The organism is Candidatus Vondammii sp. HM_W22, assembly GCF_022530855.2.
GTDB lineage: Bacteria > Pseudomonadota > Gammaproteobacteria > Chromatiales > Chromatiaceae > Vondammii.
Map to the genome: position 1 here is coordinate 2,393,775 of NZ_CP099567.1, position 17,494 is coordinate 2,411,268.

Annotated in this window: 16 protein-coding genes and 6 pseudogenes; 12 read left to right on the forward strand and 10 right to left on the reverse strand. The window is 45.2% G+C overall.

The window, feature by feature from the left end:
- Window positions 1–176 precede the first annotated feature (176 nt).
- The 4 genes from MN084_RS13240 to MN084_RS13255 all read right to left on the reverse strand — a co-directional run bounded on the left by MN084_RS13240 (window position 177) and on the right by MN084_RS13255 (window position 1,674).
- Entirely contained in the window at window positions 177–329 is a 153-nt protein-coding gene (locus MN084_RS13240; RefSeq protein WP_241087576.1) for a hypothetical protein, read from the reverse strand.
- Window positions 326–643, reverse strand: a complete 318-nt coding sequence (locus tag MN084_RS13245) for a hypothetical protein (RefSeq protein WP_241087575.1) — start codon at window positions 641–643, stop codon at window positions 326–328. Before MN084_RS13245 ends, MN084_RS13240 begins: the two co-directional genes overlap by 4 nt.
- 78 nt (window positions 644–721) lie before the next feature.
- The gene (locus MN084_RS13250) at window positions 722–1,081 is read right to left on the reverse strand and encodes a hypothetical protein (protein ID WP_241087574.1); all 360 of its coding nucleotides are present in this window, start codon (window positions 1,079–1,081) and stop codon (window positions 722–724) included.
- Window positions 1,082–1,095: 14 nt separating this feature from the next.
- On the reverse strand, window positions 1,096–1,674 hold the full coding sequence (locus tag MN084_RS13255; RefSeq protein ID WP_241087573.1) for an antA/AntB antirepressor family protein: 579 nt from the start codon (window positions 1,672–1,674) through the stop codon (window positions 1,096–1,098).
- A gap of 586 nt (window positions 1,675–2,260) precedes the next feature.
- On the opposite strand from MN084_RS13255, the gene MN084_RS13260 reads away from it, so the two are divergent.
- The 10 genes and pseudogenes from MN084_RS13260 to MN084_RS13305 form a co-directional block, all read left to right on the forward strand.
- Window positions 2,261–2,518: a type II toxin-antitoxin system RelE/ParE family toxin gene (locus MN084_RS13260; RefSeq protein ID WP_241087572.1), complete on the forward strand. Its 258-nt coding sequence runs from the start codon at window positions 2,261–2,263 to the stop codon at window positions 2,516–2,518.
- Between the two features lie 78 nt (window positions 2,519–2,596).
- Complete coding sequence (locus MN084_RS13265; RefSeq protein ID WP_241087592.1) at window positions 2,597–2,899, forward strand: addiction module antidote protein; 303 nt, start codon at window positions 2,597–2,599, stop codon at window positions 2,897–2,899.
- A 74-nt stretch (window positions 2,900–2,973) separates the two neighbouring features.
- The gene (locus MN084_RS13270; protein WP_241087571.1) at window positions 2,974–3,201 is read left to right on the forward strand and encodes a hypothetical protein; all 228 of its coding nucleotides are present in this window, start codon (window positions 2,974–2,976) and stop codon (window positions 3,199–3,201) included.
- 62 nt (window positions 3,202–3,263) lie between these two features.
- Window positions 3,264–5,450: an N-6 DNA methylase gene (locus tag MN084_RS13275; RefSeq protein ID WP_330178100.1), complete on the forward strand. Its 2,187-nt coding sequence runs from the start codon at window positions 3,264–3,266 to the stop codon at window positions 5,448–5,450.
- Window positions 5,395–6,473 (forward strand): IS3 family transposase gene (locus tag MN084_RS13280; protein ID WP_241085135.1). Its coding sequence is split into 2 segments (ribosomal slippage): window positions 5,395–5,647 and window positions 5,647–6,473, totalling 1,080 coding nucleotides; the frame shifts between segments, so codons are not numbered across the junction. Before MN084_RS13275 ends, MN084_RS13280 begins: the two co-directional genes overlap by 56 nt.
- 723 nt (window positions 6,474–7,196) lie before the next feature.
- A pseudogene (locus tag MN084_RS13285) lies at window positions 7,197–7,935 on the forward strand (IS5 family transposase).
- Window positions 7,936–8,145: 210 nt separating this feature from the next.
- A pseudogene (locus MN084_RS13290) lies at window positions 8,146–9,085 on the forward strand (IS256 family transposase); the annotation flags it as partial.
- A gap of 104 nt (window positions 9,086–9,189) precedes the next feature.
- A pseudogene (locus MN084_RS13295) lies at window positions 9,190–10,437 on the forward strand (IS256 family transposase).
- A gap of 35 nt (window positions 10,438–10,472) precedes the next feature.
- Window positions 10,473–10,748: pseudogene (locus tag MN084_RS13300) on the forward strand (transposase); the annotation flags it as partial.
- Window positions 10,749–10,772: 24 nt separating this feature from the next.
- A pseudogene (locus MN084_RS13305) lies at window positions 10,773–10,907 on the forward strand (IS3 family transposase); the annotation flags it as partial.
- On the opposite strand, the gene MN084_RS13310 reads toward MN084_RS13305, so the two are convergent.
- The 5 genes from MN084_RS13310 to MN084_RS13325 form a co-directional block, all read right to left on the reverse strand.
- Window positions 10,854–11,111 carry a DDE-type integrase/transposase/recombinase gene (locus MN084_RS13310; RefSeq protein ID WP_330178101.1) on the reverse strand — a complete coding sequence of 86 codons (258 nt, stop codon included), beginning with the start codon at window positions 11,109–11,111 and terminating at the stop codon, window positions 10,854–10,856. The pseudogene MN084_RS13305 and the gene MN084_RS13310 overlap by 54 nt on opposite strands.
- A complete protein-coding gene (locus tag MN084_RS19830; RefSeq protein WP_445083833.1) occupies window positions 11,027–11,224 on the reverse strand; it encodes a hypothetical protein in 198 nt (65 codons plus the stop codon). Before MN084_RS19830 ends, MN084_RS13310 begins: the two co-directional genes overlap by 85 nt.
- 183 nt (window positions 11,225–11,407) lie before the next feature.
- Window positions 11,408–11,716, reverse strand: coding sequence for a transposase (locus MN084_RS13315; RefSeq protein ID WP_241087478.1), 309 nt, complete (start codon window positions 11,714–11,716; stop codon window positions 11,408–11,410).
- 82 nt (window positions 11,717–11,798) lie between these two features.
- Window positions 11,799–14,183, reverse strand: coding sequence for a hypothetical protein (locus MN084_RS13320; protein WP_241087479.1), 2,385 nt, complete (start codon window positions 14,181–14,183; stop codon window positions 11,799–11,801).
- Window positions 14,184–14,275: 92 nt separating this feature from the next.
- Window positions 14,276–14,701, reverse strand: coding sequence for an Rsd/AlgQ family anti-sigma factor (locus tag MN084_RS13325; RefSeq protein ID WP_277400566.1), 426 nt, complete (start codon window positions 14,699–14,701; stop codon window positions 14,276–14,278).
- 291 nt (window positions 14,702–14,992) lie between these two features.
- Between MN084_RS13325 and MN084_RS13330 the strand changes: the two genes are divergently transcribed.
- On the forward strand, window positions 14,993–15,535 hold the full coding sequence (locus tag MN084_RS13330; protein ID WP_330178551.1) for a transposase: 543 nt from the start codon (window positions 14,993–14,995) through the stop codon (window positions 15,533–15,535).
- A gap of 670 nt (window positions 15,536–16,205) precedes the next feature.
- Entirely contained in the window at window positions 16,206–16,874 is a 669-nt protein-coding gene (locus MN084_RS13335; RefSeq protein WP_330178102.1) for a transposase, read from the forward strand.
- Window positions 16,875–16,891: 17 nt separating this feature from the next.
- Here the strand turns inward: MN084_RS13335 and MN084_RS13340 are convergent.
- A pseudogene (locus MN084_RS13340) lies at window positions 16,892–17,488 on the reverse strand (IS3 family transposase); the annotation flags it as partial.
- Window positions 17,489–17,494: the final 6 nt, after the last annotated feature.

A 17,494-nucleotide genomic window follows, 5' to 3' on the forward strand; every position in this document is an offset into this window, starting at 1 on the left:
CTCGATACCTCTCTGCCTCAATTTTAAATACGTATTTCATGGTGCCAATACCCGACAATAAAATGCTTTAATCCGTCGCCACAAATTCCGAAGAAAGCGCGACCATGGATCTGTTTTTACAGAAACAAAATCTCTCATTGAGTTATTATTCACGCCGTAATTTCCCATTCATCACCCTATTCAAAAGCGCACTTCTTCATAAATTGCAATGCGTAACCGTCTTCCTGCACTACTGCTAATGCATTTTCCTTGCTAATTTCTGAAAGGTCTATTACATCAGCGCCAACAGTTTTTAAAAATTGTTCAAGTGTCATTGAGCTATTATTCATGCCGCAATCTCCCCATTCCTCACTCTATTCAATATCTCATCCGCAATCTCATCACTGCGCTTTTCCATTAGCGCTATCGCTCTATCAACAGTGGTCCCGGACATTTCTGGCACCTCGATTCTAAAAATATCAATTGAATCAGAAAACCCGGGCTTAACCGATGTCTCACATTCTCCGGGCTGGAAATTGCAGTAGCAGATGACAGTGAATGGAATCTCTATATCCATAAAGTTATCTAGGCATACATAAAGAATCTCTTCGTATTCAGCGCGAATTATTTGAGTACCGTTAATGAATTCGGGTTTTATATTCATTGCACTGTCTACTATTAAATGCCAGAGCCGTTGCAGAAGCCTGAGTCTGAGCCTGAGCCGGTTTCAGAATATCTATCTCTAATCTGCTTGAATGAATTCACCATCTTTATCGAGTGAATACCATGTGTCAGGCTCTATTCCGTTATCTCCAACTTTGCTAGCTCGGATATGAATTAACTGATAGTCGTTGTCTCTGTAACACACTACGATAGCTCCATTTTCGCCTGATTTGGCTCTGCCTTCGTAACCACTGTTAAAGGCGATGCCAGATATACCGCTATTTGACGCAGTGCCAGCGGAACCAGCATTAAATGCAGCACCATAATCCCCGCTGTTTGATGCAGTGCCATGCTCACTCTCATTATGCGAGTGTTTTAGTTCCTGTAGTTCCTTGTTTGTTTGGGTGCTGTTATCATCATCATTAGTTTTATTGGTCATTTCCTTTCCTTTGTCTATTCTGCTGATGTCGCTAATGCCTCTTTTCGGTAGTACGCTGATCTCGACGAAAGTAGTTGAGCGCAGGTCACAATAATTTCTTCCAGCGTTTTATCTTCGACGGCAAATGACTCGCGGATAAAATCAGGCAACTGCTCACAGGTAGCAACAAATGACTCTGCCGGAACTGGTATTACTGTTTGACTGCCATTTTCTTCGATACGGATCAAGAAGCGGTTGGGTATTTGCAGCAAGGGTGATTTTTTCTGCTCTTTGATCTGCTTTTCACACTCAATGAAATATCTGCGAGCTTCACGGCCTTTGTCGGTGCGTTCGACCATTGCCAGTTCTTTGGCCATGTCGAGGGTGAAGAAGTAGTTTATGGATGCGCCGCAGTTCCCGCTCCCCCGTTTTGGTGAGCGGGAAGTTGTTATATAGTCTGAGCCGTATTCAAAGCCGTATTGCCCTATGCGGCCTTTAACCCAGCTAGTGAAGTCACGGCCAACGCCAAGAAATTCATGTAAGCGTTTGGCGCTGACGGTTTCGGTAGGTTTGCCTTTGAGCAAGCGTGAAGCGATAGGGATGGGGTTGGTCATGATAGCGTGCTCCAGTTCGTTGAACGAACCGTCTCCCGATGTTAAACGGGTGGACGGAACCGAACAGGTTAACATACCGGTGGAGCACCGGCGGCCTTGCGGCCCCTGCGCGGCCCGTCCATTACTGAACATGCCAAGCACAAAAAAAACCGCATAGATAGCGGCCTTTGCCGCTCCACATCAGGATGTTAAACCCGGCCACTGATTTTGCAGTGACGCCTACACCATGTTTTGTTGGGCTGTCAAATTCATGTTTTTACCTAGGCACTTAATCCATCCGCTCTACCTGACCGTACCTATCGATCAGTAGAGAGCGCTTGATTTCAGTTATGTTGTGGGGCCAGGTTGGCATTACTCACAGATCCTGCAATGATTTCTGTACAGCTATGTTGTGATCGGGTCGGCTCATTTTGTCGCCTCTGCAGCGTGGCTGTCGTTTGTTTGTTATGTGGCTGATTGAAATAATACAACCGAAAGTTGGCACATTCAGCAACTAAAAATTGTCATCATGTGGAATGAGATAAGCGGTGGGTATGGAGCTGGATATCAGACTTGACGCAGTGTAACTTATAGGCTGCATTTACTCATGATCGAGATACGCAAATACATGGACGCAGGCGGAAATATTCCATTTGATGGCTGGATGAAAAAAATTGCCGATATTAGAGCTAGGGCTCGAATTCAGACCAGCGTAGACAGATTGACTCTTGGGTTAGAGGGCGACTGGAAGCCGATATCAGGCGGCAATGGAATTCGCGAATTGCGTATCAGAGCAGGGAAGGGATACCGCATCTATTACGCCTGGAGCGGCAAAACGATATGTAATTCTGCTGTGCGGAGGTGACAAGTCCAGCCAGAAGAATAATGTTAAAAAAGCGAAAGAGTATTGGGATAACATCAATAGGTGATAATGGTGAGCAAAATGACGACTACGCCGTACAATCCAAGCGATTATTTAAAAACAGTGGACGACAGAATTGAATATCTAAACGCGGCTACTGAGGACGGTAATGAGGGCGTTCTACTGATGGCACTGCGTAACGTGGTAAAATCAACGGGTGGAATGACTCAATTATCACGTCAGACAGGGCTGTCTAGAGAGAGTCTCTATCGAACATTGTCTAACGACGGAAGTCCAAAATTATCCAGCTTTATTTCTATTTTACGCACGGTGGGTATGGAGATGAATGTCAGACCTAGTGAGAGCGTAAGTAGCTCAGTTTAAATTAGCAGTCAGTATCTTTAGTGATGTACGCCGGCTGGAGGGGTATGTATAGCTTTAATTTAGAGCAGTAAAAAATGACTACCATAAATACAGAAACTGAAACAGTTGTAAAAAAAATATTGCCATACTTACAAAGAAGAGGGTATGACCTCGTGGCAGATTTAGATTTTGAAACAGAAGTAACGATTACGGATCGTTATTCAAAGGGGTATATTGATATATTAGTGACTTGCGGTAAGAAAAAACCGCAGTTTTTGATTGAGGCAAAAAAAATATCAAAAAAGCTAACTGCTAAAGACTAGAGATCAAGCAGTTTCTTATGCTAGGTCGAATGAAGCGAGTGTACCGTTTGTAGTTGTAACTAATGGTTTGGATATCCAGTGTTTTAATACAAAGACAAAATATAGAATATTATGGGACGGTAAGGCGCAAGATAAAATCCCCACTAAAAGAGCAGCTAAAAAAAGTAATTTCAACTTTAAAAAAAAACCCTCAAAAAACGGTAATCAATATTTCTAAGGATGAAAGTCTTCCTTTCAGACCTGGCTTGGCTCTTCGGCAATTAAATGCATTATTTTACAAATGTCATAGTGCTATTAGAACAATTGAAAAGAGTGAGGAAAGTGCATTTTCAGATTTTTCAAAATTACTTTTTTTAAAGCTTCTTGAAGAGAAAGAGGACTTAGAGTCTGATTTTGATCTTCCATACTCTTATCGATTTCATGAGCTGGCTGAAAAGAATCCAAGTGAATCTGATCAAGTAAAAAATGCGGTCTTGGGTATGATTAAATCAATTGTAGATAGCACTACATACGGAGATGTCTTAGACGATAAAATTTTGCTAAAAAACCCAAAAACCTTCCACTATATAATTAAAAAATTGGCGTCTGTTTCTTTTTGTGATTGTAGTATCGATTCTAAAGGTGCTGCGTTCGAGTACTTTGTTCGAGCAACCCTTAAAGGTAAAAAACTTGGACAGTATTTTACTCCTCGGGAGTTGGTTCAAACTATGCTTGCTGTTGTTGGGAAAAGAAAAATAGTCAATGCTGTGATTTCTGGATCTGGAATTAAAATTCTTGATCCTGCATGCGGTACTGGAGGATTTTTAGTGTATGTAATGCAAGACTCTTTGCGTAAAATTGAAGAATTATTGGAATCTAGAGATATTACTAAGAAAACGTTTGATACGGCAAAAAAATTAATCAAGAAAGATATATTTTTTGGTTCTGATGCTAATGAAGGTGTAGCTGCTTCTGCAAAAATGAATATGATTATTGCAGGTGATGGCCATACGAATATACAGCACGAGGATAGTCTTGCAGAAGCGTCAAAAAATTGGAATGTAAAGACACCTGATTGCGATCTTATTTTAACTAACCCTCCTTTTGGGACTTCTGAAACAGATTCTCTTTCTGCTCAAGATTGGGAGCAATTCGATATTAGAAGTGGGAAAGGACAGCATCTTTTTTTGCAGAAAATGGTTCTATCCTTAAAGCCGGGTGGTGGGGAGTTTTGTACGGTTATTGATGAAGGTGTTTTAAATACTGAAAGTGCAGCTCCTTTGCGAAAATGGTTGATGCAACAATGTCGTTTAAAGGCGGTGTTTAATTTGCCCCATGAAACATTCAAACCAAATAAGATTAATGTTAAATCGAGCCTTTTGTTTTTTGAAAGGCGTGAAGAACCAGACTTTGAGTTCGAAGATTCCTATAAGGTAACAGTCTGTAAGCTTGATTCACTAGGATATCAGGGGTCAGGCGAGAAGGTGCGAGGGTTCGATCTTCATAAGTTTTTAGACGAAGTTTCAAAAAATGTATTAGATTGCAGCTCTTCCCAGCATAGGAAAGGTTATTTTTGGGAGGCTTTTGACATTAAGTCTGGTGCTATATGTTCCGATAAGTCTTATAGATTCGACTACAAATATTGGAATACGGATACGAGGAATAAAATAAAATTTATATACGATAGTCATGGTGTAGCAATTAGTGATTTGAATAAGATTACTACTTCTAGGGGTAAGAGCCCGTCTGCCGATAACTATGTTGATGAGCAGGAGGGGTATGCGATTGTCATAAAGTCAGGCAGTAATATAAGTAGGCAGGGAGCTATTATTACGGAAGGTGCAGACTGGATAGAGAAGTCAATTTTTGATGAGTTCGTAGAGCAATCATCTGTATCTGGTGAAAATAAAAATCTGATTAAAAAGGGCGATGTTTTGCTTTCTTCTACAGGTGATGGGACATTAGGGAAATCTGCTGTCTACAATTTAGATATTCCGGCGATAGCTGATGGGCATGTGACAATATTACGTGTTGATAAAAAGAAAATTGACCCTAATTATTTGTGTGATTACCTACGAGTAGGGTTTGGTTCAGTGCAAGTGACACGTTTATTTACGGGATCGACCGGAATGATTGAGCTTGACCTTTCCCCCAGAAATAGAGCCATGACAAGGATGAGATTTCCAATTAGTCTGTGTATTAGGAGATCTCAAGATGAAGAAGAAGCGTTACAGAGAAGAGCAAATTATTGGTGCCATCAAGCAGCATGAGTCAGGGGTAAAAGTTGATGACATTTGTCGTCAGTTCGGCATTTCAACCGGGTGCTTTTATAACTGGCGAAGCAAATACGCCGGGATGGATGTCTCAGAAGCCAAACGGCTCAAAGAGCTTGAAAGCGAAAATAACAAGCTTAAGAAGTTACTTGCCGAGAAAATGCTTGAAGCTGAGGCGATGAAGGATGTGCTCTCAAAAAAGTGGTAAAGCCTGCTGATAGAAAACAAATCGTGAGCTACCTTAAGTCGCGGTTCAAATTAAGTGAGCGTAGAGCTTGCCTATTAGTAGGCTTAAGTAGAACCGCTTTTCGGTACGTTACTCAATGGGGAAAAGATGAGCCTCTACGCAAACGGTTACTTGAGCTGGCAAAAAAGCATCCGAGTTATGGTTATTTGTTTTTACATGGCCTCCTGAGAGGAGAGGGGCTTGTGAAAAACAAGAAGCGGACCTACCGAGTCTATAACGAAGAAGGTCTTCAAGTGAGGACTAAAAAACGCAAGAAGATAATACGACCAAGAATGCCAACGATTATGCCCATTGGTAAAAATATACGCTGGTCAATGGATTTTGTCAGTGATCAGTTGGCTAATGGTCGCCGCTTTCGAGTATTTAATGTGATTGATGATTACTCAAGAGAAGTTATTGGCCAGCTCTCTGACTTCTCGATCAATGGTCACCAGGTCGCTCGTTTTTTGACTCAGGTGATTGAGCTAAGGAGCGCTCCGGATCAAATAATCTGCGACAACGGTACTGAGTTTACTAGCAAGGCGATGTTCTACTGGCAAAAAGAAAGTGGCGTTAAGCTAGGTTTTATTCAGCCAGGTAAGCCTACTCAGAATGCGTTTGTAGAAAGCTTAAACGGTAAATTCAGAAATGAATGCTTAAATCAGCATTGGTTCAGGTCCATTGATGACGCTAGACATGAAATTGATCAATGGCGAGAGCACTACAATCACGTGCGGCCTCATAGCGCATTAAATTATTTGTCACCTGTGGCCTTTGTGAATAGGGCCGCTTAGAATGAATTATCTCATCCAAGTCTTGGTATTAAGATGGGGGGAAGGTCAGGGGAAGGTCAGACAATAACCGTAAGCTGTTATGTCGCCTACATTTTAACTATTCACAGAAATCTTAGGCGTGTTAAAAAATAAAAAAGAAGAGCGTATAGAAATTGATAGTGTTGATGATATTTTTAAGTACGCAGATCGTATAAAGGCAGTAATGGAAGAGTATAAGACTGATTGATCGTAACGATCACATTCAGATGTCGCGCCATGAATGAAATTTACGATTATTGAGTGACAAAAGATATACGTGAATTCAATTTGTAAGTGCAACTCTGTTTGACGAATAAAGGGTAAGCTGGGGTAGCATCAAGGCATTCTCTATCCGGCAAGAAAGAGGAGCACCATGAGATACACACAGCTTACCGAGGAAGAACGATAGCAGGTTTTCGCCCTGTTGAAAGCAGGGTACGCTATGCTGACTACCAGATGATGCTTATCTCGTGCTGTGCCGCCTGTGCCGCTTATCTTGTTTGCTTGACCGGGGGGGACGGAAAGATATTCTATACCTTCACGATCGCCAATATTCAGCCAGAAGGGCCATTGCTCAAGGAGGGCAAGACCGGAAAGGAAACTCTGATACTGTGGTCTGATTGAATTATATCAACTAGACAGTATCGTCATGGATTTAAATAAGTCCTATAATGCCCAGTTTAACAACTAAAAACCAATAACACAATGACAATACCAGCACGCAAAAGATACGACATAGACGACAACACATGGGAATTGCTATCACCATACCTTACAGGGCAAAAAGGGATGCACGGTGGCATAGCTAAAGATAACCGTTTATTTCTCAATGCGGTATTCTGGATTCTACGCACAGGTGCGCCGTGGCGCGACTTACCACCTGATTATGGTGATTGGAAGAACACCCATCGGCGCTTTTGTCGTTGGCGTGATAAAGGCATATGGGAGGATTTATTGTCCCAGATAATTGATGAGCCGGACTTTGAATGGATGATGATTGATGGCAGTCATATCAAAGTTCATCCACATGCAGCAGGTGCGGTAGGAGACAATCAAGATATGAGCAGTACAAAAGGGGGCTTAACACCAAGATACACTTGGCCGTGGATGCGTATGGTATGCCGATCAGATTCATTGTTACGAAAGGTGCCAGAACTGATTGCACGCAAGCTAGCACACTGATTTGAAGGGCTTACGATACACAAGAGATATTAGAGAAGGCAAAATCACAGGATATGAATGTTGTTATTCCACCAAAGAAGAGTAGAAAAGAGCAGCGAGAATATGATAAGCGTCTGTACAAAATTAGACATTTGGTTGAAAAATGCGTTTCTACATCTTCAACGCTGGCGTGGTATTGCGACACGCCATGCAAAAAAATACCCGTTTATTTATTGCCGCTGTCCAGATTAGGTGTATGATGCTTTTGGCTAAAATTTCATGACGACATATATCTAGTAGATATGTTGTCAGAAGAGGCTAACTACTCTCTATTCAGATTCACCGATGCTGCTTTTGATACCGCATGGCAGAGAGTGAGGAAGAAAATTAAAGCGGGATGACGTGCTCGTCGAAGGCGTTTATCTGGAGACTATCCTGAATTCTATGTAACTGCCTATCATTAAACCCAAACAAAGGTGAGGGTAGGCAGATGATCGACAAGAAAGAGCTCCAGGCAATAGCCCAAGCGGCCACTAAAAACATCAAAACTGAAGAAGATCTCAACGAGTTTCGGCAAATGCTGGCCAGGATCACGGTCGAGGCAGCACTCAATGCTGAACTGGCTGATCATCTTGGCTTTGCCAAACATGAACAACCCGAAGCGAGTAATAGCCGTAACGGCACGACCAGCAAGACCTTGCAAACGGAAGATGGCTAGTTTGAACTGGATACCCCGCGAGATAGAGCGGGCAGCTTTGAACCTCAGCTAGTTAAGAAGCACCAGCGTCGATTTACCTCAATGGATGACAAGATCCTCTTCTTGTATGCCCAAGGTATGACAACCCGCGAAATCGTCACGACATTCAAGGAGATGTATGGGGCCGATGTCTCTGCCACACTCATATCCAAAGTCACTGATGCAGTTATCGAACAGGTTGTTGAATGGCAATCTCGCCCCCTGGATGCGATTTGTCCTATTATTTATCTGGACTGCATTGTCGTTAAAATCAGGCAAGACAAGAAAGTGATCAACAAAGTGATTTACCTCCTCTGGGCGCTAACCTGGAAGGCCACAAGGAATTATTAGGGATGTGGTTATCGGAGAATGAGGGGGCCAAATTCAGGCTGAACGTGTTGACAGAGCTTCAAAACCGCGGTGTGAAGGATATTTTGATTGCCTGTGTCGATGGCTTAAAAGGCTTTCCTGATGCCATCAACACGGCCTTTCCGGGTACCCAGATCCAGCTCTGTATCGTGCATATGGTACAAAACTCGATGAAGTACGTGCCTTGGAAAGACTACAAGCCTGTCACGGCTGATTTGAAAAAGATTTACCAGTCCATCACCGAGGAAGAAGCCTTGTTGGCGCTGGATAAATTCTCTGACCGATGGGACAAAAGTATCCCCGGATCAGCCGCTCCTGGCGTGCCCATGAGTTATAACTGAAAGTGGTGTTTGAAAGGAATTGAAAAAGAGCGGGGTATCTGGTTGATTTGTTGTTGTGAGACATCAAAACAACCATTGGAGATACGCCACCATGAGTAAGAATAACGTTGTTAAGCTGGCAGGTCGCAATACGATTATCGATTCGCTGACAGAGTTGCTGAGAAGCGGTGCAGAGCAGTTGATCTACCAGGCGGTGGAGGCCGAGCTGCTGGAGCTGTTGGCGGAGCACGTCGAGCGACGGACAGAGGATGGCAAGACGGGTGTGGTGCGTAATGGTCACCTGCCCGCTCGTAAACTGCAGACAGGATTGGGGCCGGTCACGGTCAAGATCCCCCAAGTTCGCGCGAAGACCGGCGAGCCGGTGACGTTCCGATCAGCTCTGGTGCCGCCGTATGTACGCAAGACGAAGTCACTGGAAGCGGCGCTGGCGTGGCTCTGCCTGAAGGGGATTTCCAGTGGAGAGATGGGTGAAGCCCTGAAAGTGCTGGTGGTTCCGGATGCAACAGGCTTGTCGGCCGGCAGGGTATCGCGTCTGAAGCAGGTCTGGGCAGAAGAATATCGGAGCGGGGGCGAGGAGCGTCTGGATAAGGGCCATTGGGTGTATGTGTGGGCAGACGGTATCTACAGCGGACAGAGAGCAGAGCAGACGAAGCTGTGTGCCCTGGTGGTGATCGGCGTGAATGAGCGTGGTGAGAAGCATTTTCTGGCAATTGAGGATGGTGTACGGGAGTCCACACAGAGCTGACGGGAGGTACTGTTGAAACTGAAGTCACGCGGACTGACCCCGCCAAAATTGGCGATCGGTGACGGTGCCATGGGATTCCGGGCTGCGCTGGAGGAAGTGTATCCGGAGACGCGCCGGCAGCGCTGCTGGATGCACAAGACCATGAACGTGCTGAACTGCCTGCCAAGGTCAGCTCAGCCGAAAACGAAGCAGGCACTGCACAACATCTGGCAGGCGGAGACCCAGGCCGATGCGGAAAAGGCCTTTGATCTGTTTATCAAAACGTATGAGCCAAAGTATCCGAAGGCTGCCATCTGTCTGCACAAAGACCGAGAGGAACTGATGGCTTTCTATCAATTTCCTGCGCAGCATTGGCAGAGCATTCGGACCAGCAATCCGATTGAATCCACCTTCGGGACAATCCGCCATCGAACCAAGCGTTCCAAGGGCTGCCTATCGCGTGACGGCATGCTACACATGATGTTCAAACTCGGCCGGTGTGCCGAGAAGAAGTGGAGACGATTACGGGGTTTCGATTATCTGGCGAAGGTGATAACCGGAATCAAATTTAAAGAGGGTGTTGAGGTAGCAGGAGTCGATCAGGTCGCCGCTTGATTCAACTGGCTAAACACCAGATTTGATTATAACTCCGTGCCCATTGGGAGAACCTGAACACGCTGTTCAACTACCCGGAGGACATACGAAAGGTGATCTACACGACCAACGCCATTGAGTCACTGAACAGCGTCATTCGCAAAGTGATCAAAAAACGGAAATTATTTCCAACCGATGACTCGGCAAAGAAGGTAATCTATCTGGCAATCCAGGCCGCATCGAAAAAGTAGACAATGCCGATCCGTCATTGGAAACCAGCACTGAATAGATTTATGATTGAGTTCGAAGAACGCTTAGCGGAATATATTTAGCCCAGGCAGTTACACAGAAAACTTTACAGGCTCTGCTTTCTATATCTACGCAATGTGAAAGGCTATGGCTGGAACCACAAGCGGGTGTATCGCATTTATCGGGAGTTAGAACTTAACCTTCGGATTGAGCCCCGAAAAAGGATCAAACGGGATTATCCCCTTCTTAATCGTGTTCAGCACCATATCAACATTACGCCTCTTGCTCACCTCAATTCCGACAATCTTCCGAGTATGTAAATCCATTACGGTTGAAAAGTACATAAAGTCACCATCAATCTTTATATAGGTGAAATCTGCAACCCATACTTCATGGGATAAACTCGGACCATCATAGCTTTCTTGATCACTAAACCGGGCTTCCATTGTCTTGGCTTATACCTTCTGTCCATTTTAGCTCTGATACCATTTTCTCGCATCAGTCTCGCCACTGTATTCTCACAGCCGCCGATGCCACGATTGTTCAACGCTACTATCATTCTCAGACTTCCATGGGTTTCCCTAACCTCACGGCGGATCTTTTTTATCTCCCTAAGTATGCAGGTGTTTTCTATATCTCTATTACTTACGGTCCCAGTTCGCCATTTTGTAGTATCCAGCACGGCTCACCCCAAAATAACGGCATAGGCTGGCAATGGAAAACTGACCTGATAGTCCATCTACTATTTTAAAGCTTCTTTTTTTGGCTTCGCCATATCCTTTGAGCTTTTTAAGACCGCACTCTCTATGCGAAAGCGCTCATTTTCCTTCTGTAATTGACTAAGCTTTTCCTCAAACTCAAGGTCCGTATCAAAATCCTTCTCTTTTAGCGTTTTATTTAGCAATCCTGCATCCCGTAGCTCTTTCTTCCAACGATACAAAGAAAATGTGTGAACACCAATTTCCTCTGCCACTTCACCTGCTGTAATACTTGGTAAACTCGCTTTTAAAACCGCTTTGATTTTCAAATCAATTGCATGATTCTTCCTCACCCGACACCTCGTCTAGTAATGAAGATGCTAACTTTTCTTGGAGAGGCTCAAGATCGTCTTTATCGGCATAGGCACCCGGCAACTACCGACGGCGCTGTATCAGTTTATCCACAACCTCTGCCACCAGATCCTTATCAGTGATTACCTGATAGAAATTACGCCCTCGCTGATCATCTTCCCCAGGTTTTAGGCCATCCCAGATTCTGACCGGTGATTCCTGTAAAACCAGCCAATGCATGGCGCCGGACAAATCAGGATAGCGTCCAGCAAGAAAACGACCGGTAAAATCAACGGATATACTCACTGCATCTATCGCTCTCAATGAGAGCTCCGACTTCAATTTATTGTAGGCGGAAACATCCAGTTCAATACCATTGACGTTATACCTCAATAGTTGATCGCTAGTCTCTTTCTCCATAGGATCAGAATCCAGAGGAGCCAAAACCTCGATACCCCATCCCAATGACCCACCATAGCGTGACCGCCTTATTACAGCAGAGCATGATGAGAGTTGATCTGCACGATTAATAGCGGATGAAATCATAATCGGCCGCTCTTCATCATAGAGGTAGGCAGGGGCATCATCGCTAAAAACAATGCCCAGCCCCAGCTCGAGTTCAGGCAAATCATGCTGTCTGTTTTTGATATTCTGTATATCAACCACTTTCAGTATCTCTTGGGCTAATCCACAGGCGTGAGAGACACAAAGCCACTGATAGGGCGTGTCTTCATATTCGAAGATGCTGAGAATCACCGCATCACCTTCGACAAAGACCTTTTTCGCCCCGCAGCTCTCAAGCAATTTATTGATCGGCTGAAAAAAATTAATGCTAAAGTGAGAGGCTGGATTTAATTTCCGTTGCCTCAGCTCGCTGGTAATAGCGGTAGAACCACGCACATCTGCTTTAATGATCAGGTGGTTACGTATTCGACGCTGTCCCGGCGGGAGCTCCTCACGCAACAAAAACTCCTGCAGTGTATTGTTGCTGCGCGAAAGTTCCAGATCCTTCGGTTGCGACAAGAGACGTATCTGCTCCATCGCCGAGTGCGCCTGATAAGCCATCTTCAGATCATGCCGCAATACGGCAAAATGTCGCAGAAAGCTGAAGATCCTTCGCCGTTTATGAGGGGCAGGGGTACTATGCACTAGTCCGCGTGCCCGCTCCAATACTTTCTGAACCTGGGTGGCATTGCCCACAGACTGCATACCGGCAAGTTTTCGAGAGAGCTCTTTTCGCTCCATCCGGCCAGCCAGATAGTTGCAGATCATCCGTACCGGAAGTTGCTGATTCAGCTCTTTATAGATATCCGGTGCCAAATGACATGCCAATATTTGCTGATCAAGATTGTGGCTATAAATTCGTTTGAGCATCCGCTTTATCAAGCGGTAATGAAATCCGGGCCACTTGTTATTGCTCCAATAGGTACTCAGTGGCTGTACTGTGTCATCGGTGCAAATCCCCTTTGTGGATTTTGTAGAATAGATAATGCGGCTTATATTTTCCGGCGTATCAAGCCATGATACACGCCCTTCGCTGTATTCAGCCTGTAGCATTGAGCGGCCCAGCAGCGCCTCTATTTCAGCAAATATGGCCAGGCTGTCCTGCTCTTTTCTACTACGGCTTGCCACGGTTGACAGATCCGTATCAAGGATTCCAACGAGATTTTGCGCGGTGGTGAAATTAACCCAGGGTGGCAAGTAGTCTAAAAACAGCTCAGTTACCAGTCGGTTCACACCGTCGAATCCATCAGGATCATTCCGGTCCGTACAGACCAATGAGTAGTGTTTCATCAACTGCTCATCAGCCCACAGCGACGATAATTGCAGAATAGGGTTAAACAACAGCGATTTCGGAATTGGCCAGGCGCTGCCAAGCACTGATTTTCGCAGCTTACTCAGGTGCAACGTTTCCAATTTAAATAGCTCTTTAAACAACTGGGAAGTCAGTTGGTAGCGAATTACATGCTCTTCTTTTGCCAGCAACACCAACCGTTCATGAATTTCGACTGCACGCCCACTCGACTGATGCACCCCAGTGCTGCGCGCTCGCTGCAATTGGCCACGCAAGCGGGCAAGCTCACCATTGACCGTCTGTAACGAAAATTTAATAACGGAGAACTGGAGTAACTGAATCAGCTCCAACCGGATATGCTTACGCGCCCGGTCGACAGCCAGCTCCATCATGCCAGTATAGGCTTCCCTGAAATATTGAACATCCTTATTGTCTGGCAGCGGTGGGGACTCTCCCCAATAGTTTTCCGCCACATCGTGCAACAATGCACGCCTAACCATGAGTTGAGTCTGGCTGGTGAACTCAAGACTGAGTACTACATCCAGGCGGGTATTATCGATACCTTTTGGGAACCGATCTATCAGCGGTTGAAAAACAGTTTTTAGGTGCAGAGGAGCGACGAATTCATCTACACTAGGCTGCCAACGAAACAGATTATCTATGCCTGCTCTCATTAAACCATTCCAAACGTGAAAACATCCAGGTACAGTGGTATACAGCTACTTTAGCCGATCTAAAAACTGGTAAGAATAAAGATCAAAGGCGATCAGCGCAATAAAGCCTTCACCAGCAAATATTCCTTTTCAATCCTGCTTGCCAAATCGTCAGTGAGATGATTCATCGGCCGCTCATGATTTGACGCATCGTATTTATCATTGAAGGCAACAGCGACTTCGGTTACCTCTGCCACCCTGGAGTAGACCCGTTCAGCTACCCGCAATACCTCACTACGCCGCTCGCTGCCATCAGCGATGCAGTCGTAGATCTCAAAATGACCGAATGCCATATAGTCTACCAGTACCTGACAAAAGCCCCGCAGCAGATCTTTCACCGGTTTATCCGGCGTATAGGGTTCAGGGCCGGCCAACTTGCAATACATCACCAACATATCCTGGCACCTGGAAAGCCATCGCCCCACCATATTTCGCGTCTGAACCCGCCGCTCAGCCCCTGCGTCACCCTCTATTGCCATAATATCAGACTCCTATCGCGCACTGCGATTCTACGTAACCCACAGCTAACCATTAGACCGTTCAACAGGCAAAATCTTGTAAGCACGTTATAGATACCATTAAATATATATGGATTCTCTAAAAAATCTCGTAAATCAGCGATATATAGTAACCAACTCAACCAACCATTGATAAAAGCCATGCAACCGAGCTTTTTTGATCATCAAGGCCGACTTGAACTCTTTGAGCAACAGGGAGACCCGCTGCCAAAGCTGGAAAGGACCGTAGACTAGAAGGCTTTTCGGGTATTGTTGGACTCAGTTTATAAAAACAGTGATCCCAGTAAAGGTGGGCGCCCACCTTACGATGCGGTACTGATGTTCAAGATGTTGGTCCTACAGCATTTGTTCAATCTGTCCAGTGATCAAGCAGAGTTCCAAATTAGGGATCGCTATAGCTTTTGTTGTTTTCCTGGGCTGAGCCCGGAGGGTAAGGTACCCGATGCCAAAACGGCTTGGGTATATCGTGAGTGCCTGAAAGAACGGGGCCTTGTTGATAAACTCTTTTCAGAGCTGTTGATCCGGATTGATGCAGCAGACTTCAGTGCTCGCAAGGGACAGATTGTAGATGCCGCTATCGCTCCAGTACCCAGGCAACGTAATACACGAGAGGAAAATAGGCAGATCAAAGCCGGGGATAGCCCTGAGATATGGAGTGATAATAAACGCCGCCAGAAGAATGTTGAAACCCACTGGACCATGAAGCATGGCAAAACCCACTATGGGTACATAAAACCACATCAGCATAGACCGGAAGCACAAGGTCATTCGCAAATACGCCATCACATCAGCTGAAGTTCGTGATAGCCAAGTCTTCGAGGAACGGCTGGATGAGAACAAATGGCAGTGTCTGAGACGATTCTGCTTGCTGCAGTGTAAAACGGGAAGCCGCTTTACCGGGGTACGCATTACCGCAGTCAGATTCATCGCAAGTCGACACGCAAACGCACCTCGAATGAACGGGAGCAAGAGGCAGACCGAAAACGATCAAGAGTTCGGGCTCGAGTTGAGCACGTGTTTGCCCAGCAGGCCAATCGACTGGTGCGTAGCATCGGGCAAGGCAGGGCCGGCGTGAAGATGCCGGGCTCTCCGGATTTGCTAGAGACTATTGGCCTTTTCCGGTTTTTTAGAGATTCCCTATTAAGCCATCCTCTGATTGATTAAAGCAATCGTATACCATTGACCTATAGGTCACCCGTTCCAGGAAAACGATGAAACAGCAAAGCTTAGAAGTCAGGGGTTTTGAAAAATACCGAAAAAAGACCCGCAAGGAGCAGTTTCCTGGATGAAATGGAGAAAATCGTCCCCTGGAGGGAGCTTGGCGAGGTCATAGCACCCTAATTAGTCGACCCTGAAATATTCATAACGCAATGATTTATATAAAATAAGCGTCTAAATTTGATAAAATAAACGTCCGGGAAAGCAGTAAAAGCAGAGAAAAACTGGACGAAACAGAGGTGGATAATTGAGCAAACCCAAGACAGCTAATCCCAACCAGCAAAGTTTCCTGCACCAGAACTTACTGGATCAGCTGAACCCCAAGCATCCACTTTTGCTGCTGGCCAGACAGATAGACTGGTCATATTTTGATGCTGAATTTGCCCCGCTTTACTCTCATCTTGGAAAGCCCTCAAAACCCATCTGCCTAATGGTGGGTCTCTCGATACTCAAGCATCTGGAAGACCTCAGTGACGAGGTTCTGATTCAACGCTGGATACAAAATCCCTACTACCCGAGTTTTACGGGTGAGATCGAATTCCAATGGCAACTTCCTTGTGACCCCTCCGACCTGACTTACTTCAGAAAGCGTATTGGCAACGAAGGTTTTGAAAAGGTCCTGGCTGCCTCTATCGCCTTACATCAAGAAAAGGCGATCGAAGATGAAATGTGTATCGACACTACCGTACAAGAGAAAAACATTACCTTTCCAACTGATGCAAAGCAGTACCGAAAGATACACGGGCAGTTACTCAAGATGGCCCGATCAGAAGGTATCGTGCTCAGTCGAAGCCATGAGAAGGAAGTAAAAATTCTCAAGCTCCCCACCCGATTTGCCACACATCCGAGGAATCGTAAAAAGGCACGTAAGGCCGTCAAGCGATTAAAGACCATCAGCGGCCGATTACTGCCTTGAAAGGAGATCTGCTCTGGTCAAGTCGAACCGGACACATTCAATTGAGACAGTTCATAGTTAATCGGTGACAAACTACCATTGGCAGTGTGTAACCGATCTTTGTTGTAGTAGCGGATGTAATCCGCGACATCGTACTTCATGTGCTCTCGTGTAGGTTGAGATACTTTTAAAATCCAGTCATGCTTCAGGCTGCTAAAAAAACGTTCAACCACCACATTGTCCCAACAAGCACCTACGTCTCCCATCGACGAGCGTAGGCCATGATTTTCTAATAAATGTCGGTGCGACTTGCTCGTGTACTGTGACCCGCGGTCACGGTGAAACACTAAACCCTTGTTAGGTTGGCGTAGGTTAACGGCTTTTATCAACGCTTTCTTCACCAGATTAGTCGTCATGCGTTTATCTATGGACCAGCCAACAATACGCCGTGAATATAAATCCATGACAATGGCTAAATACATCCACCCTTCGCCTGTTCTTAAGTAGGTAATATCACCGGCCAAAACATCATTGGCGGCGACCGGATTAAAGTTCTGATTCAACAAGTTATCCGCTACTGCATCGCTATGCTGACGGTTTGTCGTGACTCTATAGGCGGTACGCTGTGTGACGCGAGCTAT